The following is a 22,463-nucleotide window of genomic DNA, read 5'->3' on the forward strand; positions in this document are numbered from 1 at the left end:
TCGCCCTGCGTCCAGTTCTGGACAGAACGCGCGCCCCCGACCGGTCAGGCTTGGTCGTGTTGGACCGAGGGGAAGCGGGAACGGGGGCGCGGAGCGGGCCCCGCCGGCACCGGGGGGCTGGCGGCGGGATCCAGGGGGGACCGCGCGTGGCGTCGGGGGGACGCTCGCGCGGCGCCCGCTCCGCAGAGCGCTGGGGGTGTCGTGCCGGGACGCGGGTGGGACCGCGCCCCGGCACGACCGCGCGCTCCGGTCAGCAGGAGCCGTCGGACTCCTTGAGCCCGGTGTTGGCGCCCGCCGTGCGGGCCACGATGTTCGGCACGCAGCTGGTCTGGTCGAGCCGGTAGCTGTAGGGCACGGTCACCGAGGTGGTGGACTGCGGGTTGGGCCCGGCCGGGTTGGTCTCGTCGTCCGGGGTGGACCAGGTGACGTTGTCGAACGTGTTCCCGCTGACCTGCCAGTAGCCCGCCTCGTCGGTGTAGAAGGTGCCGAGGGCGTCGCGGGAGTTCTTGAAGTAGTTGTTCTCCACCTTGGCCTTCGCGCCCGCGCGCGAGTTGATGCCGGACTCGTTGAGGCTCACGTAGTGGTTGTTGTACATGTGCGCCGTGCCGCCGCGCAGCAGCGGGGTCCGGGAGTCGATGTTCTGGTACAGGTTGTGGTGGTAGGTGATGAAGCTGTTCGACCGGTCGCTCTCGCTGGAACCGACCAGACCGCCGCGACCGGAATTGCGCAGGGTGCTGTAGGACAGGGTCACGTACTGGGTGTTGTCCTTCATGTCGAAAAGCCCGTCGTACCCCGCCGATTCACCGCCCGAGGCGATCAGGTTCGCGTGGTCGACCCACACGTTGCGCACGTCCCGCTCCATGCCGATCGCGTCGCCGCCGTTGGACGTGGGCGAACCGGACTTCTTCACGTTCTGGATCGTCACGTTCCGGATGATGATGTTGCGGGATTCGCGGATGTGGATGCCGATCTGGTCGAACACCGCGCCGGAGCCGACCCCGATGATCGTGACGTTGCTGATCTTCTTGAGCTCGATCACCCCGGCTGCCGTGTCGCAGCTGCCGGACACCTTGCTGGTGTTGCCGTGGTTGATCGTGCCCTGCACCTCGATGGTGATGGGGGTGCTCGTGCTGGCCCGGCCGCACAGCGCCTGGTGGATCTGGGTGCCGGTGCTGGCCCGCACCACCGCCCCGCCCTGGCCGCCGGTGGTGCCGCCGTTGGCGGAGGCGTACCCGGTCGCGGTGCCCGCGGCGGAGGCCGACCCGGCGGTGAGCGCGGCGCCCGCCGTGGTCGACACGAGCAGCGCGGCCACGACCGCGGGGATTCGCCGGACGACTGATCGCTTCATTCCATCTCCTGCGTCGTCGAAGGATGGGAGGGTTCAGCGGCGGTCGACCGGGGGCGTCGTTGCCCCGGCCTCTTCACGAAATCAGTCGACACGTGTCGGAAAGCGCTTGCCCCGAAGCTAGAGGCGGGTCTTGATCGTGTCAATCCGGGGCGGCGTTCATTCACGAATGCGGACAGCGGGGGGCGGGGAACGATTCCTGCGGCTGGTCACGTATCTGAACTTCTTGTTCTGGTACGTGAACTCCGAACGGTGGCGGTGGCGTCGGAAACGACTTTCCCCGACACGGCGGGACCGCGTCGGCGGGGGTGCCGACGCGGTCCCGGTCTCGTGGAGGGCTGGGGTCAGGTGGTGGTGCAGGCCGCCCCGTTGAGGGTGAACGCGTTCGGTTTCCCGGAGTCGCCGGTGTGGGTGGCCTGGAGGCCGATCGTGGTGGACGCGCCGGGTGCCAGGGCGCCGTTGTACGGGGCGTTCACGGCGGTGACGGCGCTCCCGGACGAGCTGAACGTGGCGTTCCAGCCCGAGGTCACGCGCTGCCCCGACGGCAGGGTGAAGGCGAGCGTCCAGCCGTTGACCGCGCCGCTGCCGGTGTTGGTGATCGTGATGCTCGCGGTGAGGCCGGTGTTCCAGGCGTTCACCGAGTAGCCGACCCGGCAGGCGCCGGACGGGTTCGGGGGCGTGGTCGTCGTGGTCGTAGTGGTGGTCGTGGTCGTCGTCGTGGTCGTGGGGTTCTGGCCGGGGTTGTCCAGGCCGAAGAACTCGATCACGCGCTGCGCCATCCCCGACGCCATCAGGTTGTGCCCGACGCCCTGCAGCGAGATGGCCTCCACCTTGTCGCCGTAGCGGGTGCGGGTCCAGTTCGGCTGCGGGTAGTCGGTCGAGGTCGGCGTGGTGGACAGGCCGTGCACGTTGGTCCACTGGTCGATCTGCTCGCCGAAGTTCGGGTACCGCAGCGTGTCGTCCTGCGTGCCGTGCCAGGTCTGCACCCTCGGCCTCGGCCCGGTGTAACCGGGGTACGCCGAGCGGGCGATGTCGCCCCACTGGGCCGGGGTCTTGAGCACGGTGCCGTTCGCGCAGGCGCTGTTCCACAGCGACCCGTCCGTGGTGGCGAAGCACCCGTCCGGGACGCCCGCGAACGGGGCGCCCGCCGCGAACACGTCCGGGTAGTTGGCGAGCATGACGTTGGTGGTCATGGCCCCGGACGACACGCCGGTGACGAACACCCGCGCCGGGTCGCCGTTGTAGCGCTGGAGGGTGTGGCGGACCATCGAGATCAGCCCGACCGGGTCGCTGCCGCCGTCGCGGCGCAGCGCCTGCGGCGAGGACACGTCGAAGCAGTTGCCGCTGCGGGTGGCCGACGGGTAGATCACGATGAAGCCGTGCTGGTCGGCCAGGCGCGCGTACTCGGTGCCGGAGTGGAACGCCGGGCCGGAGCCGGTGCAGTAGTGCACGGCGAGCAGCACGGCCGGTCTGCTCGCCACCCGATCGGGGACGTAGAGGTGCATCCGCAGGCCGCTCGGGTTGTTCCCGAACCCGGTGACCTCGACCAGCGACGCCGCACTGGCCTGCGGCGCCGCGACAAACGCGAAGAGGGCGACGACAGCCGCCACGAGCAACCCGACAGTTTTCACCCGCCAACCATGTGCGCGCAAACCGTTGTCCGACAACGGTTTGCGCAGAAGTTGCGCGGGACGGGCGGGGCGCAGGGTCAGCGCAGCCGCAGGCAGTCCCGCAGCCCGCGCGCCACCCGGCCCATCACCGCCTCGGCTCCCGGTTGCGCGGCGGCGGGCACGGTCGAGCCGGTCAGGGCGGCCACCGCGAACACCTGGCCGTCGTCGTGCTCCACCACGCCCACCTCGTGCCGCAGGGTCAGCAGGGTGCCGGTCTTCGAGGACCAGCGGGTCGCGTCCGAGGTGAAGTCCGGGGCCAGCCGGTGCCGCAGCACGTTCAGGGACATCAGCTCCCGCACCCGCGCCGCCACCTCCCCGTTGATCGCCGAGGGCAGCCACAGCGCCTGGAGCAGGTCGGTGAAGGCCCGCGCCGACCCGGCGTTCGCGCGCGTCACGTCCAGCTGCGCGACCGGGTGACCACGACCGGGGGTGCCCGCGACCGCCGCCAGGGAGTGCGCCAGGTGCACCTCGGTCGGGGCGAAGCGCTCCACCGGGGTGTCGGTGAGCGGGTCCAGGTCGTGCCGCACCGCCAGCCCCCGCACGCCCAGCTCGCGCAGCAGCGCGTTCACCTCCGGCGGCGGGGTCAGTGCGAACAGGGCGTCGGCGGCCCGGCTGTCGCTGATCGCCACGCTCAGGTACAGCAGGTCGTCCACCGCCACCTCCACCGGGTGACGGAACCACGACAGGCCGGGTGGTCCGGCGGGCGCGTCCGGCTCGGGGCGCACCGCGACCCGCCGGGCGCCGTCCAGCTCGCCGCGCCGCACCCGCTCCAGGGTCGCCACCGCCAGCGGCACCTTCACCAGGGACGCCATCGGCCACTCGACGTCCGGCTCGAACCCGATCTCCCGCCCGGTGCGCAGGTCCCGCACCAGGAACGAGCCGTCCAGCCCGGCGTCCGCGAGCTCCCGGCCCAGGTCGGCCACCACCCGCTCCGGCCTCACGCGGGCGCCCCCAGGCAGCGGCCCAGCTCGCGCCCGAGGGCGCGCACCCGCTCCGCGTCGTCCGCCCTGGCCGCCGCGACGGCGTACCCGCGCGCGGGCTGCGCCTCGCCGAGCGGTCGCCAGTGCAGGCCGAGGTCGTCGGCCTGGGCGGGCGAGCACAGCAGCAGGTCGGCCGAGCCGAGCACGTCGGCCACCGCACCCACCAGCGACTCGGCCACCACGACCTGACCGGGCCGCAGGCCCAGCGCGTCGCGCAGCCGCAGCAGCGGGTCACGCACGTGCGGCACGTCGTCCTCCGGCTGGATCAGCACCCGCCTCGCCACGCCGCCGGAGCGGCCGACGCGCAGGGTGTCCAGGTAGGTGGCGCGCCCGTCGGGCGGCACGGCGGCGGCCACGCCCAGCGGCACCACCCAGTCGCCCTCGCCCGGCGGCACGGCGGTGATCGCGGCCCTGACCTCCCCGGTGCGGGCCAGCGCCGCGCGCTCGGCGGGACCGGCCGGGCGCAGGTCCAGGGTCAGCTCGTCGGCCTGCGCCCGCGCGGCCAGGTGCGCCAGGTCGCGGGCCGGGCACCAGTCGGGGACGGCCAGCGGCAGCGGTCTGCGCCTGGCAAGGCGGGCCCGCTGCTCCAGCGCCCCGGCCAGCCGGACCAGGTGCTGCGCGGCGGGCAGCACGTCCCGGCCGAACGGGGTCAGCACGGCCCTGCGGGCGCCCCGGTCGAACAGCCGCTCCCCCAGGTGCGCCTCCAGCGCGGCGACCCGGCGGCTGGCCACCGGTTGCGGGACGCCCGCCGCCGACGCGCCGAGGGTGAAGGTGCCGCGCTCGGCGACGGAGACGAACGCCAGGCAGGCTCCGACCAGGTCCACGACCGCAGCTTATGCGCTTTGCGCATGGAACCGGCGGTTTCCGTCTTGGACCGCATGGCGTGGCCGGGTCGAGACTGGCCGGGGAAGTCACCGATCACGGGGAGGAACCTCGCGTGTTGACCACCAGGGCACACCGCGCCGGGACGGCGGCGCTGCTGTTCGCGCTGGTCGCGGGCTGCGGGCAGGCCACGACGCAGGCGTCCGCGCCTGCGGGCGCCTCGCAGACCGCCACCACGACCGCGCGGACCTCGGCGCCGCTCGGCTCGCCCGCGTTCGCCGCGCTGGAGCAGCGGTTCGACGCCAGGCTCGGGGTGTACGCGCTGGACACCGGCAGCGGGCGCGAGGTCGCGCACCGGGCGGACGAGCGGTTCGCGTACGCGTCCACGTTCAAGGCGCTGGCCTTCGGCGCGCTGCTCGCGGAGCGCTCCGTCGCCGACCTGGACGAGCGGATCACGTTCACCAGGGAGGAGCTGGTCACCTACTCCCCCATCACGGAGGGCAAGGTGGACACCGGGATGACGCTGCGCGAGGTGGCCGACGCGGCGGTCCGCTACAGCGACAACACGGCGGGCAACCTGCTGCTGCGCGAGCTGGGCGGTGACGCGGGCCTGGCCGGTGGTCCCGCCGCGTTCGAGCGGGCGCTGCGCGCGATCGGCGACACCACCACCTCGCCCGCGCGGGTGGAGACCGAGCTGAACGAGGCCGTCCCCGGCGACCTCCGGGACACCAGCACGCCGGAGGCGCTGGCCTCGGACCTGCGGCGGTACGCGGTGGACGCCGACGTGCTCGCCGACGACCGGCGCGAGCTGCTGGTGTCGACCATGCGCGCGAACACCACCGGTGACGAGGTGATCCGCGCGGGTGTCCCCCAGGGGTGGGTGGTGGCGGACAAGACCGGGTCGGCCGGGTACGGCGGGCGCAACGACATCGCCGTGGTGTGGCCGCCGGACCGGGCGCCGATCGTGCTGGCGGTGCTGTCCGGCAGGGCGACCGTAGACGCGGAGCACGACAACGCGCTGCTCGCGGAGGCGACGCGCGTGGTGGTCGACCTGCTGGACTAGTGCGCGGACCGGGGCACCGGGATGATCGAGCTCCCCTAGGCTGGGGCGCGTGACCGGTGCCCCGCTCCCCGCCGTCCACCAGCCCGCCGACGGCCGGGTTCGCGGCGGCGCGGCGTTCGCCTGGCTGTGGATCGCGGGGTCGCTGCTGGCGGGCGCGGCGCTGGCGCTGCTCGCGGCGCTCCCACCGCTCCCGACCAGCGCGGACACCGCCGCCGCGTGGGTGGGGACGGCCGGGTTCCAGCTCACCTGGTCCGGTGAGCTGCTGTTCTTCGCGACCGTCGCGTGGGGCGCGGGCGCCGTGGGCGCGTTCGGCACGCGCGGCGCAGGCTCCCCGGTGCGCCGCGCGGTCGCGCTGGTCGCCCTCGCGGTCGCGCTGGTCGCGTTCCTGGTCGTTTTGCTGGGGCTGGGCAGGCTGGTCTACCCGGTGCTCGACGCGGCCCCGGCGGCGGACGTGCTGGTCCTGCTGGTCAGCGAGGTGATCGGGGCCGTGCACCTGGCGCTGCTGGCGCTGGCGGTCGTGGCCACCGCCCTGCAGGCGCCGGTGCGGAGGGGGCACCGGGCCGCGACGGCGGCCGGGATCGGCTTCGGCGCGCTGTTCCTGGTGGGCTCGTACCCGTGGCTGCTGCCGACCTGGGCGAACCTGCTGGTCGCGGGCTCGGTGGCGGGCTGGGGCGCGCTGGTCGGCGCCGCCGCGCTGTCCCGCGACTGATCCGCGCGGTTCACGCCGGGCGGATCACGCCACCGGGCAGGTCAGGCCGGGCAGGTCAGGCCGGGCAGGTCAGGCCGGGCTGTCCCGCCGCCCCACCTGGTCGACGTCGTCCACCTGCTCGACCGGCTCGACCTCGGCGCAGTCCTCGGCCGCCACCTCCGCCTCGCGGGCCGCGCCCAGCATGTCCAGCAGCACCAGCGCGTCGTGCTCGGGCGAGCCGGGCTCGGCGAAGTACACCACCAGCTTCTGGTCGGGCGCGCCGTCGAGCGACATCATCTGGTAGCCGAGGTGGACCTCCCCGACGTCGGGGTGCCGGAACACCTTCCGCCCGTTCGACACCTTCCGCCGCACGTCGTAGCGCTCCCACAACCGCGCGAACTCCGGGCTCTTGACCAGCAGCTCGCCGAGCAGCCTGGCCAGGTCGGGCGCGTCCGGGTCGGTCCCCGCGAGCGCCCGCAGCCCGGCGACGCACCCGCTGATGAACCGGTCGCGCTCCGGCAGGACCTCGCGGGCCAGGGGGTGCAGCAGCAGGTAGCGCACGAGGTTGCGCTGCTTGGCGGGCCAGTCGTCGATGCCCGCGAACAGCCGCGCCCCGCCGGGGTTGGCGGCGAGGACGTCGTCGACCCGGTTGACCACGTACGCCGGGTTGGGCCGCAGCGACTCAAGGATCAGCTTCACACCGGGGCGGACCGCGCGGCTGGGCGCCCTGGCGGGCGTGCCCGCGCTGCGGGCGGCGCGCTCGACCAGCTCGCGCAGGTGGCTGACCTCGTCCGGGACCAGCCTGAGGGCGCGGGACAGCGCGTCCACCACGGCCGGACTGGGCCTGCGCTCCCGCCCGCGCTCGAGGCGGGTGTAGTAGTCGATGCTGATGCCCGCGAGCGCGGCCAGCTCCTCGCGGCGGAGCCCCGGCGTGCGGCGCATCCCCGGCCCGGCGACCAGCCCGACCGCCTCCGGCCCGATCTGGGCCCGACGCGCCCGCAGGTACCGCCCCAGCTCCGTCCCACCCCGCCGCTCGTCCACCATGCCCCGGATTGTCCCCCGGTCAGCGCGGGCGCGTGCCGGTTCTGGGGGGCCGTGTCACACCCCTGCACCGGCGGGCGGGCGACGCGGGCGAGCGCCCGGCACCGGTGGCGCGCGGCGCCGACTCGGGTCATCGGCGGCCGGGACCGGTCGGCGCGGGGTGGCGCGCACCCCGGTGGACGAGACTCGGCCCGCACCACCGCGACGACCGCTCTGAGCAGCGGTGACGGGCGCGCCGAGGTCCTGGTTCCGCGCGGTTCCCGCGTGGTCCGCAGGACGCTGACCGACCGCCCTGGCCGGTTCCCCGCTGGGTGCCCTGATCTGCACCGGTCACGGCCCGGCGCTGCACGGGACCCTCCTCCCCCGTGGCGGCCGTCGTGAACTTCACCTCTCCGACTTGGCCGCGAGCCGGTCGGAACCGAGGCGCGGCGGGGACCGCTCGACCGGGTGGTGAGGACCGGTGCGGGGCAGGCAGGATGGCCGCGGTGGTGCGCGGAACCAGCCCGTCCGGCGCGGCGACCCGGTCGCGCGGCATCGCGGGCGCGGCGCTGCCGCTCTACCTCACGATGATCGCCGCCTCCCTCGGGGCGCTCGTCGACACCGCCGTGCTCGGCAAGCACTCCACCAACCTCCCTGGCCGCGTTCAGCGTGGGCATGGCCGTGTTCAGCGTGGGCATGGCCGCGTTCAGCCCGGTGCTCGCCACGATCACGGGCGTGCTGCGCGGGGTGGTGCCCTTCGTCGCCGCGCACCGCGACGAGCCCGACGTGCTGGTCCCGGTCATCCGCACGACCCGCTGGCCGGCGGTCCTGGTGGGCGGGTTCGGCGCGGTCGCGATCGCCGCCGTCCCGCCGCTGGCCGCAGCGGCGGGAGTGCCCGAGGCGACCGTCGACGCCCTCGGGGTGCTCCCGCACCTGCTCGCCCTGGCCGCGCTGACCTCGGCCGTCGGCGCGGGCGCGGGCTCGGCGCTGGTCGGCCTCGGCCGGGGGGAGGGCGGTCCTGCGCTCCGGCCTGCTGGGGACCGCCGCCGCCGTGGCGCTCTCGCTCGTGCTGGTGGGCGGCGCCGGGCCCGTCCCGGCGCTCGGGCTGCCGGGCGCGGCCGTGCACGGCGTCGCGATCGCGCTGGTCGACCTCGTCTTCACGGCGGCGGTCGCGGTCGGTCAGGCGACCGTTCCCCTCGTGGCGGTCGCGGCGCGGGACCGGGACCCGCGCGAGCGTCCTGACCGGCGTCGCGATCGCGCTGGGCGTCGTCACCGCCCTCGCCGGGGCGCTGGTGCTGCTGCGCGGGAGCGTCGTGCCGCTGTTCACCTCGGACCCGGCCCTGCGCGCGGGCGTGACCGCCCTGCTGCCGCTGTTCGTGGCGGTGGTGCTGACCGACGCGGTCCAGGCCGTGCTCGGGTTCGGCATGGTCGGGCTCGAGCGCACCCTCCCCAGCCTGGTGGCGTTCACCACCTGCTACGGCCTGCTCGCCCTGCTGGCGGTCCCACTGGCGGGTGACGGCCTGACGTCCCTGTGGTCCGGGCCGGCCTGCGCGAACGCCGTGCTCGTCCTCGCACGGGGCAGCTCCTTCCACTCGCGCAGCCGGGAGGTCGCCAAAGCGGGCGGCTGGGAGGTTTCACCGCCGCGCATCGGTCAAACCCGGTCAGAGGGGGTGCGCCACTCCCCCGCACCGTGCGGCCTGCCTGGTTCGGGCGCACGGTGTCAGTGTGGTCCCAGCGGCGGGCGCGTCCACCTGGTACGTCCCGTGTGGACGGCCGGGAGCCATCCCGGTGGGCGACTCGCCGCGAGTCACCGGGTCGGGCGGTCCGCCCGCGCCCGCACCAGACGCGAACGAACCGGTACTGGAGAGACGTGCTCACCGTCAACGCATACGCAGCCCCGTCCGCGACCGAACCGCTGGTCCCCACCACGTTCGAGCGCCGCGACGTCGGCCCGCGAGACGTGCTCATCGACATCAAGTACTGCGGCATCTGCCACTCCGACATCCACACCGTGCGCGGCGAGTGGGGCGGGATCGAGTACCCGCTGGCGCCCGGCCACGAGATCGCGGGCGTCGTCACCGAGGTCGGCTCCGAGGTGACCAAGCACGCCGTCGGCGACCGGGTGGGCGTCGGCTGCATGGTCAACTCGTGCCGCGAGTGCGTGAACTGCCTCAAGGGCGACGAGCAGTACTGCGTCCAGGGCAACATCGGGACGTACGGCGCCACCGACCGCGACGGCACCACCACCCAGGGCGGGTACACCAGCGCCGTGGTCGTGGACGAGGACTTCGTGCTGCGCATCCCGGAGGGCGTTGACCTGGCCGCCGCCGCGCCGCTGCTGTGCGCGGGCATCACCACCTACTCGCCGCTGCGCCACTGGGGCGTCGGCGAGGGCAAGAAGGTCGCCGTGGTCGGCCTGGGCGGGCTGGGCCACATGGGCGTGAAGCTGGCGCACGCGATGGGCGCGGAGGTCACCGTGCTGTCGCAGTCGCTCAAGAAGCAGGAGGACGGGCTGCGCCTGGGCGCGGACCACTACTACGCGACCTCCGACCCGGAGACGTTCGAGAAGCTCGCGGGCGAGTTCGACCTGGTGCTGAACACGGTCAGCGCGAAGATCGACGTCAGCTCCTACCTGAGGCTGCTGGCCGTGGGCGGGGCGCTGGTGAACGTGGGCGCGCCGCCGGAGCCGCTGGAGGTGAACGTCTTCGCGCTGCTGGGCAACCGCAGCAGCTTCGCGGGCTCGATGATCGGCGGGATCGCGGAGACGCAGGAGATGCTGGACTTCTGCGCCGAGCGCGGCATCGGCGCGGAGGTCGAGGTGATCCCGGCGAGCAAGATCAACGAGGCGTACGAGCGGGTGATGAACTCGGACGTGCGGTACCGGTTCGTGATCGACAACTCCACGCTGGCGGGCTGACCGCCCCTGTTCCACCAACCGGCCGCACGGGTGCGAAACCCGTGCGGCCGGCGGCGTTCCGGGGTACCCAGGAGGTTCGCGGAACGGGAGGGGTGCCGGGTGGAACGGCGGATCGCGCTGGTCGTGGGTGTGGCGGTGGTGGTCGTGGTGGGGCTGCTGGCGGTCAGGGCGGGGTTGGCGCTGGCCTGGCGGTCGGCGGCGGCCGGGCAGCCGGGGTTGCTGGAGATCCTGCTGGTGCTCGGGGCGGTGCTGGCCGGGGTCGGGGTGCTGGTCGCGCTGTCGCAGCGGGCGAGGCGGCGGAGGGAGCAGGGGCAGGAGCGGCGGTGAGCGGGCGCGCGGAGCGGGTGGCGACCGCGCGGGCCGGACCGCTGGGCGCGGCCGGGGCGCCTGCGGGCTGAGGTAAACCGGGGGCGCGTGGCAACGTTGCGCATTACCGTCGGGACATGCCAACGTTCGCCGTCGACGACGTGGTCCCCGCCGCCGCCCCGCTGCCCACCACCGCGCTGCGCGCCCTGTTCCCGGACGCGCTCGCGCTCGGCGGCGACCCGGACCTGCCGGTGCTGGAACCGGCGGGCGTCCACCCGCTGCTGCACGCCACCGCGCTGGCGTTCGCCGAACACCGGCCGCTGGTCCTGACGCCGGACGCGATCTGGCTGACCATCGCGGCAGGCCTTGCCCAGCACATCCGGCTCGACCCCGAGCGGTTCCGGTCCCAGCTGGTCCGCCACCAGGGGCGGCGCGACCTGGCAGTGCAGGTGGCGCGCCGGCCGGAGACCGCCGAGGAGTGGGCGACCCTGGTCGACGGGTTCACCGCCCTGACCCACGAGGGCGCCCCCGGCGCCGGGCTGTTCGAGTGCGACTTCTCCACCAGCACCGAGGTCGACCGGATCGCGGGCCGGATCGTGCTGCTGGACGCGCACTCGCCGTACTTCGCGCTGTGGTTCATCTCCGTCTGCGGCATCCCCGAGATCACCCTCACCGGCACGCCCGACGACTGGTGGAAGATCCGGGAGCGGATCGAGGAGCTGCCGCGCTTCGGGCTGGAGCGGTGGGCCGCGTCGCTCGGGCCGGTCCTGGAGCAGTTCACGCGCGCCTCGGAGGGGGACGTGGACGTCGCGTTCTGGCGGCGGATCCACAAGCCCGCCGAGACCTACGACGGCGAGGTCGTCACCGGCTGGATCGCCCGCTTCTACCCGTACGTCAAGGGCGACGGCGCCTTCGACCGGCCGAACCCGCTGCTGGAACTGCCGCTCACCGGGAAGCGCAAGCACGAGCAGCGGATCCCGGTCGGCATCACCACGGACGCGGCGCCCGCCACGCTGTCCTCGGTGCGGGTCAACGGGATCGGGCTCGACGGGACCGGCCGGGCGTTCGCGCTGCGCGCCGGGCTGGTCGCGGTCGCCCAGGACGCGGACGGCGCGCTGCGCCCGGTCTCCGGCTGGCACGTGGAGGCGGACGGCGCGCCCGAGATCGACGACGTGGTGGACCGGATCGTCGCCGAGCACACCACCGCCGCGCCCGAGCCGTCGCTGACGGCGGTCTCCCCGGAGCTCGTGGCGCTGCACCGCAGGATCGGGTCGGCGGCGCTGTTCGACGGCGCGTGGCGGCTGCGCCCGCCCTCCGGGCACGAGTGGGTCGAGCGCGGCGAGGACGAGGCCCTGCTGGTGCTGGGCGACCTGCCCGGCGGCCTGGCGCTGGGGCTGCTGCAGGTCCACTCGCGCGGGGAGAGCCGGTACGTCACCTTCGACCCGGCAGCGCCGGACGGGCTGACCGACCACGGCGACTCGCTCGCGCGGCTGCTGTCCCAGGTGCTGGACGGCGGCGGCGCGATCCCGACCGGGAGACCGCTGCCGTGACGGGGCGCGCAGCTCGCGGGACCGGGCGCGGGGGCCGCCCCGCGCGGTTACCCGGCGGCGCGGAGTCGTCGGGGCGGCGGCGCTCCGGCCGCCCGCGCCCGCTCCGCGCCGTGACGCGGACCACTGGTTCGATCAAGCCGCCCCGCCCGGTGTGCCTTGCGCCACAACGAGAACCGCTCAGCGGCGGCGGCGCATCGCGAGGACCGCCCCGACGCCGATCGCCAGCAGCGCCGCGCCGGAGACGGCGTGGTTGAGCAGGGCGCGGGCCGGGTCGAGCTTCTCGTGGTAGCCCAGCACCAGCGGGCACACCACGACCCACGCGCCCAGCAGCGCCAGCACGTGGCCGAACCAGGGGGTGTCGGCCGGGGCCATCATGCCGCCCAGCGCGACGACCAGCACGACCGCGCCGACCACCATCGCGTTGTTCCACCCGCCGAGACGGGTGGAGGTGACGCCGAAGCCGAGCAGGAACGGCGAGGTGATCAACCACAGACCGAGGCCGAACGCGGCCACGGCGAACTTGGCCCCCAGCGGGGCCGACGCGTGCTCGGGCGTCGGCACGGCTGCGGGCAGGGGGATGGACCCGATGGGTTCCACGAACAGCTCCTTGCGAGGTGGGGACCTGGCGGCCTGGGGAAGGGGGAGAGCGCGTAGGCCCGCCAGAGTCCACTGTGTACCAGCAGGACGACCGCTCGCGGGGCCGAACGGCCCAGTCGTCAGCGAACCGCAAGACGGCGGCCGGGTTGGGCCGCTCGGACCAGGCCGGGGGGCTTGGCGGAGGGGTGGCGCATGGGCCGTCCCGGTGGTGGGGGCCACGTCCGCTGTGCACGCTGGCCTGGACGGCACGGCGCGGGGAGGGACGTGATGGCCCGGCGAAACGAGGCGCTGCTGCGCTGGTTCCGCCAGACCGGGTGGACGCAGCGCGAACTGGCGCGCGCGGTGACCCGGCTCGGCCAGGCGCGGGGCTGCAACGTGGCCCCGGACAGCTCGCGGGTGCGGCGGTGGTTGGAGGGCGAGCGGCCGAGGCAGCCGGTGCCCGAGCTGCTCGCCGCGCTGTTCAGCGAGCGGCTGGGCAGGCCCGTCGGCCCGGAGGACCTCGGTCTCGGGTCGGGCGCACCGCCCGGTTCCGAGCTGGGGTGGGACCAGCGGGGGCTGGTCACCGCGCTGCAGGACTTCACCAGGAGCGATCTGATGATCAAACGCAGGGACGTCCTCGGCACCACCGCGGCGCTGGCCACGGGCGCGGTGCTGGAGAACCGGTTGCGCGGGTGGCTCGACCCGGTGCGGGCGCACGCCTCGCCCACCGCGTCGCCGGGGCGGATCGGGACGGCGGAGATCGCCGAGATCGAGGCGGCGACCGGGACGTTCTGGACGTGGGACGCGAAGGTCGGCGGCGGGCTGTACCGGGAGGCCGTCGTGGGGCAGCTCAAGGCCATGACGGACCTGCTGGAGCACACCTACCCGGAGCAGATCGGCAGGCGGCTGTTCCGGTCCACGGCGGACCTGGCGCGGCTGGCCGGGTGGATGTCGCACGACGTCGGGCTCCAGGGCACGGCGCAGCGGTACTTCACCTTCGCGCTGCACTGCGCGAAGCGGGCAGGCGACCAGCGGCTCGGCGTGGAGGTGCTGTCGCGGATGGCGCGGCAGATGGTGCACGTGGGCAAGCCGCGCGAGGCGCTGGCGCTGGTCGCGCTGGCCCGGCGCGGGGCGGGCGGGCGGATCGCCGAGGCGGAGCAGGCGATGCTGGGCACCTGCGAGGCGTGGGCGTGGGCCGCGCTCGGCGACGCGGGCCGGGTGGAGCGGGCGGTCGGGGTGGCGCAGGAGCGCTTCTCGCGGGCGGTGGCCGGGGACGCGCCGTCGTGGCTGGGGTACTTCGACCAGGCCGGGTTGTCCGGGATGGCCGGGTTGTCCTACCGCACGCTCGCCGAGCGCGACCCGGCGCTGGCCGGGCGGGCGGAGCCGCACATCGACGCGGCGCTGCGGCTGCGCAACCGGGACACCTACGCGCGGTCGAACCTGTTCGACCTGATCTCGCTGCTGGGGGTGCGGATCGTGCAGGGCGAGCACGCGGAGGCGGAGCGGATGGTGCGCCGGGTGCTGCCGGTCACCGGCCGGATCAGCTCCACGCGCACGGTGGACCGGATCAGGCCGCTGGCCAGGCGGGCCCGCGCGGACGCGGCCAGGTCGGCGGACGCGGCCAGGCTGGCGGAGTCGCTGGACGGGCTGCTGGCGGTGTGAGCCCCGGTGGGCGGCGCGCCTGCCGCCCACCGGGGTCAGCGCCGGGCCCACCGGCTCGCCCTGGCGCGGGCGGGCCGGTTCGAGGCGACCCGGTCCCTGGTGGCCAGCCACACCGCCCGGCCGCCCTCGGCGACGCCGCACGCGTCGGTGAACTTCTCCACGAACTCCCTGCTGGGCAAGCGGTTCCCGGCCAGCACCTCGGAGATCGTGGTCTTGGAGAACGGCACGCCGTCGCGGGGCGGCCCGGCGCGCTCGGCGAGCTTGCGCAGCGACACCTCCCCGGCTTCGGCGTGCAGGCGCCGCAGGTGCGCGGCGAACTCCCGGACGGTGGACGCGACGCTCGGGTCGATGCGACCGGCGTTCTCCCGCTGTGGCACGGCGCTCTCCGGGGGAGATGTGGGCGAAGTCCTGCGGAACGCCAGCAGCATAGGGGCGGGGGCGGGGTCCGGGGCCGCAGTGCTGCGGCCCCGGACCCCGGTGCCCGGTTTCTCCCGGAACGCGGAAAACCATTGCGGCGCAATGGTTTCACCAGTGTTCGGGGCCCGTGACCCCGGCGGTGGCGAGGCGGGCCAGCCGCCGCTCGACGCGGTCGGCGACCGCGAGCAGCCGGGGCGCGCGCACCGGGTGCGCGAGTGCGTTCGGCGAGCCGGGCCCGTGCCGCTCCAGCACCTCCGCCAACCGGTCGGGCACGCTCACCCGTCGGCCGGTCGGGCCGGTGGTCTGGTCGGTGTGGGTGAGCGCGTCGGCCACCGGGCCGTCCTCGCGCGGGTAGCGGGCCAGCTCGTCGTCCAGCCCGAGCACGGCGGCGACCAGGCTCGCGCCGGAGTGGTGCGCGACCAGGCCGACCAGCCGGGGCGGCCAGCCGTCCCGCTCCAGGCGCCGGGCGCCGTCGAGCGGGTGGAAACCGCTGTCCCGCAGCGGTTCCGCGTACCCGACGTCGTGCAGCCAGGCCGCGCAGACCAGCAGCCCCCGGTCGTTCTCGGGCACGGTCGCCGCGAGTTCGGCCGCGCGCCGCGCGACCCCCCGCACGTGCGCCCACCGGTCCCCGCCCAGCAACCGCCCGGCCACCGCGCGGGCCCGGTCGACGTCGATGCTCACGCCACCCTGTCGGCCGCCGGACCACCGCCGGGGTTGCGCGCGGGTCGCCACCGGGCGAACTCCCGGCCAACACCCGGTTCCGCCCCGCTCACGGGGCCAGGCCGACCACCGCGCCCGTCGAGCCCCTCCCGGCCAGCACCACCGCGCCCGGCGCGGGCACGAGCAGCACGCCCGGTCCCCCGCCGACGTCCAGCGCGGTCTCGGTGGTCGCCCCGTCCCAGGACTGCGCCAGCAGCGCCACCGAGCCGTCGCGCTCGCACACCCGCAGGTAGGTCGCGCCGGTGGTGGCGTCCGGCCCCCGGCGCAGGCAGCGCGCGACGGGCAGCGGCCGGAGCCCGCCGCCGGGGTCGACGGCGGCCCGCTCCCGCACCTCGGGCCCGTCCTCGACCTCGGCGAGCGGGGTCGCGCCGACGTCCACCCGCACCCACCGGCTCGGGTCCACCCGGAGCAGCTCGCGCCCGTCCGCGCCGCCCAGCACGACGTCGCCGCCGTCGCCGACGCCCTCGACGCGCACCCGGACCACGGCCCCGTCCGGCGAGCCGAACAGCTGGACCACCGGCCCGTACCCGTCGCCGGGCACGACCGGGGCCTCGTGCCGCCACCGCACCGCGCCGCCGTCCTCGTCCAGCGCGACCACCCCGGCGGTGTCCGCGCAGACCAGCGGCGCGAGCACGACCCCGTCGCCGGGCACCACGCGCGCGTAGTCGGACCGGCAGCCCTCGCCCGGCCGCCAGCGCCAGCGCTCGTCGCCGGTGGTCAGGTCGTAGCCCGCCAGCCCGTCGTCCTCGCGGATCGCGAGCACCCGCCGACCGGGGTGGACCTGGTCGGTCTCGACCAGCGCGGAGCGGACCAGCCGGTCGAACCGGACCGAGCCGGTGGCCGCGTCCAGCACGACGAGGAGCTGGGCGCGGGTGTCGTGCGGCGAGCGGAAGGCGACCACCACGGCGCGCCGGTCGGGCGAGACGAGCAGGGCGCCGACGGCCGCACCGGGACGGGCGTAGCGCCAGCGCGGGGCGCCGCTGGTCCCGTCGAGCGCGGTGACGGCCCCGTCCGAGGTGGCGACGACGACCCCGCGCCCGGCGGCGGCGAGGTCGACCACGGGCGCGTCGGGCTCCCAGCGCCAGCGCCGACCGCCCGGCCGCTCGGCGGTGGCGGCGGGCTCGCCACCGGCGGCGGCGGCGGTGGTCGCCGAGGTGGCGAGCCCGTCGGCGGCGGAAGGCGCCACCAGGGCGGCCCCGAGCACCAGCGCGGCGCCCCCGACCCCGAGCAGGGCGGGCCGCCAGGACCGCGACCACCACGCCCCGGCCGCGACGGCCGACGCGCCGACCGCGAGCACCGGCCACCCCGAGCCGGGCACCCCGGTCCGCACGTCCAGCACCAGCCCGGTCACCGCGACCGCCAGCGCGAGCACGGCCACCACCAGCGCCGCCACCCTGACCCGGCGACCGCTCCCGAACGCCAGCAGCGCCCCGAGCGCGACCGCCGCCGAACCCCCGGCGAGGTCGAGCCCGGCGCTCCCGGCCGCACCACCTGGCAGCAGCGGCGCGACGACCGCGCACACCCCACCCGTCACCACCGCGCAGCGCCCCACACCCGGTGGGACGGCGCGCCGGGCCGGGCCGTTCCCCGATCGGCCCACCGGGAACGGCGGCCGAACAGGGGACAGCGGCGTCGGGTCGGGCACGTCGCGGGCGCGGGCGAGTACAACCGGGCGGATGAGGAGAACGCCCGAGCACTCCGACCGGCACTCCCCCGGCCAGGCCACCGGCGCTCACCGCGCCGCGCCCGCCACCGCGCTCCTGGGCCGCGCGGGCGCGGCGGGCAACCGGGCGCTGGCGGGCGCGCTGGGCGGTGGGGCCCCGGTGGTGCAGCGGACGCCCGCGCTGCGGGACCTCCCACCGGAACTGCTGCTGCAGGTCCTCGCCTCGTCCGGGCTGACCTGGCCGGACTTCCTGGCCGCCCGCTCGACCGACCGCGCCGCCCGCGACCGGCTGGACGCGCTGGTCGTCGGCCGGTACGGGGTCTTCACGCCGAGCACCGCGCTGCGGTTCTGGGCCTTCGACGTCCACCGCGCGCACCGGGCATCGCCCGGCGGGGTCCTGCGGATCGCCCGGCTGCTGGGCGACGCCCGGCTGTCACCGGCGTTCTGGGACCTGGTCGCGGAGGCGCACGTCCCGGCGCACGTGGGCGGGAAGCTCGTGGACGTCCTGCACGGGCTCGGCGCGGGCGCGGGGGTGGCGACCGGGGTGGACCACATCCGCGACGTGCTCGACCTGGTGACCGACTGGGGCGTCGACTACCTGGACTTCCTGGAGGCCTACCTGGACCGGGTGCAGCGGGCGGACGCCCTGGCGCACGGCGAGCGGGCCGCGCTGGCGAACCGGCGGGAGCTGGGGAGCGCGCTCGACGTCGTCATGGGCGAGGTCGACGAGGGGGACGTCTTCTACGACGCGCGCACGGGCGAGGGCACGGCGGACTTCCCACGGGAGCGCGTGGCGCACGACGCACGGGGACGGCTGCTGCGGTGGTTGCGGGAGGAGACGGCCGAGTCGGACCTGCGGGCGACGGCGACGCTGGAGAAGCGGCTCGCGGCGAAGCTCGCGGAACTGCGCGAGGTGTGCCGGGGAGAGGTGGACCTCGGCGCGGGCGCCGCCCCGCTCGCCGAGCTGCGCGACGCGCTGAGGACCACCAGGCAGACCCTGAGGTACGAGGGGGCCTGCCGGGAGGGCGTGGCGGGCGCGACCGGGCTCGACGAGGCGCTGGGGGCGCTGCTGGCGGCGGTGGACGACGCGCGCGCGGCGGACGTCGTGAACCCCCACCGGGGCGAGACCAAGCACCAGCGGGAAGCGCGGCTGCGCCGGGAGGGGAAGGCCGCGCGCCCGTCCGCGCCCGCTGCGGAGCACCACCTCCCGAGCTGGGAACCCGACCCGGTGGTCGCCCCGCCGGGGCACCGCACCGGCGAGGAGCCGTCCCTGGTGCAGGACGGCCAGGTGCACTTCCGGTTCGAGAGCCACCGCTACGGCCGGATCGACCGGGTCGGGTTGGCGGGGAAGCTGACCGACGAGGTGCTGGACGCGCTGCAGGCGGCGCTGGTGCACGGCAAGGCGGTGAGGGCGGTCGGCGAGAGCGGGGTGAAGGAGAGGGGCGCGCACTACATCGTCAAGCTCTCCGACGCGGACGCCAGGGCCGTGGGGCTGTCGGGCAGCGCGGACGTGCGCCTGCGCTCGGCGACGGCGAAGGTCGACACACCCGCCGACGCCTTCGGCATCAAGTACTTCGTCTTCGACCGGCTGACGAAGTCGCACGGGGGCGGCCACTCCTGAGAGCGTGTTCGAGAGGTCGCTGCCGATTCGTCGCCACCGATTCGGCGCGGCTATCGGCGACCGCGACGGCTACCGGCTTTGCGGCCCCGGCCTGGGCGAGGTCGAGGCGGGCCTGGTGGTCGCGGTCCTTCGCCGAGAACAGCCCGACCAGGACGACGGAGCGGATGGGGGTCACCCGGACAGGATCGCAGTGCGGCGCCTGCACGTCACGGGGAAATCCGGTCGTTCGGCAACCGCTGCGGCTGAACGCACGCCTGCCGCGTCCGCCGGGTGCTCACCTGCCGTAGGCCCAGCGGGTGACGGTCACGCAGGTGCGCCGACCAAGATCAGCAAACTTCTCGAACACGCTCCGAGGTCGGCCCACCGCCCGTCGTGCCGCCCCTCCCCCTCGGCGATACGTTGCGATCAGGGAGGTGCGCCATGACCGAGCGGACCAATGTCGTGGTCGTCGGTGGTGGGCCCGGCGGGGTGCTGCTGGCCTACCTGCTGGCCCGCGCGGGGGTGCGGGTGGTGCTCCTGGAGGCCCGCAAGGACTTCGACCGGCGGTTCCGGGGGGACAGCGTCGCGCCTCCCGTGCTGGACTACCTGCACCGCTTCGGGCTCGCCGAGGAGCTGCTCGCCACCATCCCGCACGGGCGGGCCACGACGTTCGAGTGGTGGACGCCCGAGAAGCGATACACCATCGCCGACTACCGGGGCAGCAGTCCGCGCTTCCCCTACTACGCCTTGATCCCGCAGGCCCGGTTCCTGCCGTTCCTGGTCGAGAAGGCCCAGCGGCACAGCGGTTTCCGGGTCGAGATGGGCGCCCGGTTCAGCGCGCTCCTGCACGACGGCGCCGGTCGCGTCGACGGGGTCCGGTACCGGCGGGACGGGGTCGAGCACGAGCTGCGGGCCGACCTCGTGGTGGGCGCGGACGGGCGCAACTCCAAGGTGCTGCGGGAATCCGACCTCACCCCCGCCGAGCTGGCCTCGAACATCGACATCTGCTGGTTCGCCGTGCCCCGGCTGCCCGACGACCCGAGCGGGGCCGGGCAGCTCGCGCTGATCACCGAGCCGGGCGCGGTGGTCGGGCTGCTCGGGCAGGGCGACACCTGGCAGATCGGGTTCACCCTGCCCGCCGGGCGGTTCGGGGCGCTCCGGGACGCCGGGGTCGAGCCGCTGAAGGACCTGGTGCGGCGGCGGACGCCGTGGCTGGGCGCGCGGGTGGCGGAGCTGCGCGAGCCCGGCCAGCTCACCCTGCTGCCGATCCGGATCACCGAGGTGGACCGGTGGAGCAGGCCGGGGCTGCTGCTCGTCGGGGACGCCGCGCACGTGATCTCCCCGGTGGGCGGCAACGGGATCAACTTCGCCATGATCGACGCCGCCGAGGCGGCGAACCTGCTGGTCGAACCGCTGCTGCGGGGTGACGCGCGCGCGATCGACGCGGCGGCGAGCGGGGTGCAGCGCTCCCGTGGCGCGCTGGTGGCCGGGGAGCAGCGGATGCAGGTGCGGGTCGAGCGCGGGGTGGCCAGGCGGTTGGCCGAGCGCAGTCCCGGCGCGCCGCTGCCGATCCGCGTCCAGGGCAGCGTTCCGGGACTGGCCAGGTTCAGCGCGCGCCGGTCCCTGCGCGCGCTGCGCGTCCCGCCGCCGTCGCAGGCGATCCTCGGACGATCGTCCACAGTGGACTAGGCCGACAGCCAGGCCCGGTCGAACCTCGCCCACCCGTCGGTGTCCTGCCTGGCCGCCGCGACACCGCGCACGGCGGCCGTCGTGCCCGCGACCGCGTCCGCGTGGCCCCACACCAGCAGCGCGCCCTGGTCGTGCCGGACCCGCTGCACCCGCCGGTACAGCTCGCCGCGCGTGGCAGAGTCCACAGTGGACCTCGCCTGCTCCAGCGCGAGGTCGTGCTCCGGGTCGCGCCAGCCCGTCACGGCCCGCTCCTCCGCCGACTCCAGGTGGCCGGGGATCGTGGTCGGTTCGGCCCAGTAGCTCCACAGGCCGTCGCCCGCCGCCCGCTCGGCCGCGTAGGTCGCCTCGGGGCGGACCTCCACGGTCACCGCGACCCCGCCCTCGCGCAGCTGCCCCGCGTACAGCTCGGCGGCCTCCCGCACGACCGGCAGCTCGGTGGTGCGCAGGGTGACCGCGAGGTCCCCGGCGCCCGCGCCGCGCAGCAGCTCCCGCGCGGCGGCCACGTCCCGCAGGCGCTGCGGCAGGTCGCCCGCGTAGTGCTGGAACCCCTTGCCGAACAGGTCGTTGCCCACCTCGCCGCGCCCGCCGAGCACCTGCCCGACCAGGGCGGTCCGGTCGGCCAGCAGGCGGAACGCCGCGCGCACGCGGGGGTCGTCGAACGGGGCCCGGTCGGCGCGCATCGCGAAGCCGTGCGCGACGCCGCCCCGCGCGGTGAGCGCGCGCAGCGACGAACCGGCCGCGTCCACGAACGCGGGGCCGAGGCCGTGCGCGTACTCGGCCCCGCCCGCGCGCAGCGCCGCGACCCGCGCGGCCTCGTCGCCCGCCGTCAGCACGTGCAGCTCGGCCAGGTGCGGCGCGCCGTCCCAGTGGTCGGCGAACGCGCGCGCGACCAGCAGCCGCCCCGGCTCGAACGCGGCGAGGGCGAACGGGCCGGTGCCCACGGCCTTGGCCGGGTCGGCGTAGTCGGCGGGGACGATCGCGGTCCCCGCGCCCGCGAGCAGGGCGGGCAGCTCGGCGGTGGGGGCGGTCAGCGCGAGCTCGACCGTGGTGGCGTCGGCGGCCCGGCTGTTGGCCAGGTCCAGCGCGGCCAGGGCGGACCGCGCGACGCGGCCTTGGGCGTTCGGGTCGGTGACGCGGGCCAGGGTGGCGAGCACGTCGTCCGGGGTGAGCACCCGGCCGTCGTGGAAGCGGGCCTCGCGCAGGGTGAAGCGCCACACGGTGGCGTCGGCGTCGGACTCCCAGCGCTTGGCCAGGCGGGGCACCGGCCGCAGGTCGTCGTCCAGCTCGACCAGCTTGTCGAACAGCGCCTTGTGCCGCGCCCGGTCCAGCGGGGTCGGCGGGACGTGCGGGTCCAGCGACTCGGCCGCGCCCGCGCCGGGGAACAGGGCGCGCAGCGCGCCGCCGGTGGTGGCCTGGCCGTTGGGCGCGACCTCCTCGGCCGAGGCGGTGCACCCGGCGAGGGCCGCGCCACCCGCGAGCGCCAGGAAACCACGACGGGTCATGGTGGTGCGCAACGGAAGAACCTCCGGGCGGAACGTCGGTGGCCGGTTCCCGGCGTGATCGACAGTACTGGTCCGGCCCGGCCGGGCTTCGCCTGCGGGTGGGAACGCGGCGCGCGCCCACCGGGGTCCAGCTTCACGGTGCGCGCGGGCGCGGGCAAGCGGTTTCCCGTCAGCGGGAAACCGCCGGTAGCGGCGGGTGGAGCAGCGGGGTGGGCCCTTCGGGGCACACGCGGGCGCGGGGCGGTGACGCGACCTGGGGCGGGGGCGGAGGCA

Annotated in this window: 19 protein-coding genes; 9 read left to right on the top strand and 10 right to left on the bottom strand. The window is 75.6% G+C overall.

The window, feature by feature from the left end:
* Positions 1–250: 250 nt before the first annotated feature.
* From LV78_RS14075 to LV78_RS14090, 4 genes are all read right to left on the bottom strand, one after another.
* Positions 251–1,348, bottom strand: a complete 1,098-nt coding sequence (locus tag LV78_RS14075) for a pectate lyase family protein (protein WP_253845713.1) — start codon at positions 1,346–1,348, stop codon at positions 251–253.
* A 341-nt stretch (positions 1,349–1,689) separates the two neighbouring features.
* A complete protein-coding gene (locus tag LV78_RS14080; protein ID WP_253845714.1) occupies positions 1,690–2,976 on the bottom strand; it encodes an extracellular catalytic domain type 1 short-chain-length polyhydroxyalkanoate depolymerase in 1,287 nt (428 codons plus the stop codon).
* A gap of 77 nt (positions 2,977–3,053) precedes the next feature.
* Positions 3,054–3,956 (bottom strand): serine hydrolase, encoded by a 903-nt coding sequence (locus tag LV78_RS14085; protein WP_253845715.1) that lies wholly within the window; start codon positions 3,954–3,956, stop codon positions 3,054–3,056.
* The gene (locus tag LV78_RS14090; protein WP_253845716.1) at positions 3,953–4,819 is read right to left on the bottom strand and encodes a LysR family transcriptional regulator; all 867 of its coding nucleotides are present in this window, start codon (positions 4,817–4,819) and stop codon (positions 3,953–3,955) included. Before LV78_RS14090 ends, LV78_RS14085 begins: the two co-directional genes overlap by 4 nt.
* Positions 4,820–4,983: 164 nt before the next feature.
* On the opposite strand from LV78_RS14090, the gene bla reads away from it, so the two are divergent.
* A complete protein-coding gene (bla, locus tag LV78_RS14095) occupies positions 4,984–5,880 on the top strand; it encodes a class A beta-lactamase (RefSeq protein ID WP_372494902.1) in 897 nt (298 codons plus the stop codon).
* A gap of 49 nt (positions 5,881–5,929) precedes the next feature.
* Positions 5,930–6,589 (top strand): hypothetical protein, encoded by a 660-nt coding sequence (locus LV78_RS14100; protein WP_253845718.1) that lies wholly within the window; start codon positions 5,930–5,932, stop codon positions 6,587–6,589.
* 69 nt (positions 6,590–6,658) lie between these two features.
* Here LV78_RS14100 and LV78_RS14105 read toward each other — a convergent pair whose 3' ends face one another.
* Entirely contained in the window at positions 6,659–7,612 is a 954-nt protein-coding gene (locus tag LV78_RS14105) for a helix-turn-helix transcriptional regulator (protein ID WP_253845719.1), read from the bottom strand.
* 651 nt (positions 7,613–8,263) lie between these two features.
* Between LV78_RS14105 and LV78_RS14110 the strand changes: the two genes are divergently transcribed.
* The 4 genes from LV78_RS14110 to LV78_RS14125 all read left to right on the top strand — a co-directional run bounded on the left by LV78_RS14110 (position 8,264) and on the right by LV78_RS14125 (position 12,361).
* Positions 8,264–8,830, top strand: coding sequence for a hypothetical protein (locus LV78_RS14110; protein ID WP_253845720.1), 567 nt, complete (start codon positions 8,264–8,266; stop codon positions 8,828–8,830).
* A 628-nt stretch (positions 8,831–9,458) separates the two neighbouring features.
* Positions 9,459–10,505 (top strand): NAD(P)-dependent alcohol dehydrogenase, encoded by a 1,047-nt coding sequence (locus tag LV78_RS14115; RefSeq protein ID WP_253845721.1) that lies wholly within the window; start codon positions 9,459–9,461, stop codon positions 10,503–10,505.
* A gap of 99 nt (positions 10,506–10,604) precedes the next feature.
* Positions 10,605–10,832, top strand: coding sequence for a hypothetical protein (locus tag LV78_RS14120; RefSeq protein WP_253845722.1), 228 nt, complete (start codon positions 10,605–10,607; stop codon positions 10,830–10,832).
* Positions 10,833–10,948: 116 nt separating this feature from the next.
* Positions 10,949–12,361, top strand: a complete 1,413-nt coding sequence (locus LV78_RS14125; RefSeq protein WP_253845723.1) for a DUF4419 domain-containing protein — start codon at positions 10,949–10,951, stop codon at positions 12,359–12,361.
* A gap of 177 nt (positions 12,362–12,538) precedes the next feature.
* On the opposite strand, the gene LV78_RS14130 is transcribed toward LV78_RS14125, so the two are convergent.
* Positions 12,539–12,958 carry an SPW repeat domain-containing protein gene (locus LV78_RS14130; RefSeq protein ID WP_253845724.1) on the bottom strand — a complete coding sequence of 140 codons (420 nt, stop codon included), beginning with the start codon at positions 12,956–12,958 and terminating at the stop codon, positions 12,539–12,541.
* A 267-nt stretch (positions 12,959–13,225) separates the two neighbouring features.
* Between LV78_RS14130 and LV78_RS14135 the strand changes: the two genes are divergently transcribed.
* Positions 13,226–14,599: an NsdA family TPR-like regulatory protein gene (locus tag LV78_RS14135; RefSeq protein ID WP_253845725.1), complete on the top strand. Its 1,374-nt coding sequence runs from the start codon at positions 13,226–13,228 to the stop codon at positions 14,597–14,599.
* A 35-nt stretch (positions 14,600–14,634) separates the two neighbouring features.
* Here the strand turns inward: LV78_RS14135 and LV78_RS14140 are convergent, their stop codons facing one another.
* From LV78_RS14140 to LV78_RS41600, 3 genes are all read right to left on the bottom strand, one after another.
* Positions 14,635–14,976, bottom strand: a complete 342-nt coding sequence (locus LV78_RS14140; protein WP_253845726.1) for a helix-turn-helix domain-containing protein — start codon at positions 14,974–14,976, stop codon at positions 14,635–14,637.
* A 148-nt stretch (positions 14,977–15,124) separates the two neighbouring features.
* Positions 15,125–15,697: an HD domain-containing protein gene (locus tag LV78_RS14145; RefSeq protein ID WP_253845727.1), complete on the bottom strand. Its 573-nt coding sequence runs from the start codon at positions 15,695–15,697 to the stop codon at positions 15,125–15,127.
* Positions 15,698–15,785: 88 nt separating this feature from the next.
* Complete coding sequence (locus tag LV78_RS41600) at positions 15,786–17,258, bottom strand: outer membrane protein assembly factor BamB family protein (protein ID WP_253845728.1); 1,473 nt, start codon at positions 17,256–17,258, stop codon at positions 15,786–15,788.
* Positions 17,259–17,412: 154 nt separating this feature from the next.
* On the opposite strand from LV78_RS41600, the gene LV78_RS14155 reads away from it, so the two are divergent.
* Entirely contained in the window at positions 17,413–19,020 is a 1,608-nt protein-coding gene (locus LV78_RS14155) for a hypothetical protein (protein WP_253845729.1), read from the top strand.
* A gap of 420 nt (positions 19,021–19,440) precedes the next feature.
* Complete coding sequence (locus LV78_RS14160; protein ID WP_253845730.1) at positions 19,441–20,688, top strand: FAD-dependent monooxygenase; 1,248 nt, start codon at positions 19,441–19,443, stop codon at positions 20,686–20,688.
* On the opposite strand, the gene LV78_RS14165 is transcribed toward LV78_RS14160, so the two are convergent.
* The gene (locus LV78_RS14165; protein WP_253845731.1) at positions 20,685–22,202 is read right to left on the bottom strand and encodes an ABC transporter substrate-binding protein; all 1,518 of its coding nucleotides are present in this window, start codon (positions 22,200–22,202) and stop codon (positions 20,685–20,687) included. The two genes, LV78_RS14160 and LV78_RS14165, sit on opposite strands and share 4 nt — an antisense overlap.
* Positions 22,203–22,463: the final 261 nt, after the last annotated feature.

It is taken from the genome of Actinosynnema pretiosum (genome assembly GCF_024171695.1).
In the GTDB taxonomy this organism is placed as follows: Bacteria; Actinomycetota; Actinomycetes; order Mycobacteriales; family Pseudonocardiaceae; genus Actinosynnema; species Actinosynnema pretiosum.

Coding starts and splice junctions, on each gene's coding strand:
- LV78_RS14135 (WP_253845725.1), top strand. CDS start 13,226: ATGGCCCGGCGAAACGAGGCGCTGCTGCGCTGGTTCCGCCAGACCGGG.
- LV78_RS14105 (WP_253845719.1), bottom strand. CDS start 7,612: ATGGTGGACGAGCGGCGGGGTGGGACGGAGCTGGGGCGGTACCTGCGG.
- LV78_RS14125 (WP_253845723.1), top strand. CDS start 10,949: ATGCCAACGTTCGCCGTCGACGACGTGGTCCCCGCCGCCGCCCCGCTG.
- LV78_RS14160 (WP_253845730.1), top strand. CDS start 19,441: ATGACCGAGCGGACCAATGTCGTGGTCGTCGGTGGTGGGCCCGGCGGG.
- LV78_RS14155 (WP_253845729.1), top strand. CDS start 17,413: ATGAGGAGAACGCCCGAGCACTCCGACCGGCACTCCCCCGGCCAGGCC.
- LV78_RS14075 (WP_253845713.1), bottom strand. CDS start 1,348: ATGAAGCGATCAGTCGTCCGGCGAATCCCCGCGGTCGTGGCCGCGCTG.
- LV78_RS14110 (WP_253845720.1), top strand. CDS start 8,264: ATGGCCGTGTTCAGCGTGGGCATGGCCGCGTTCAGCCCGGTGCTCGCC.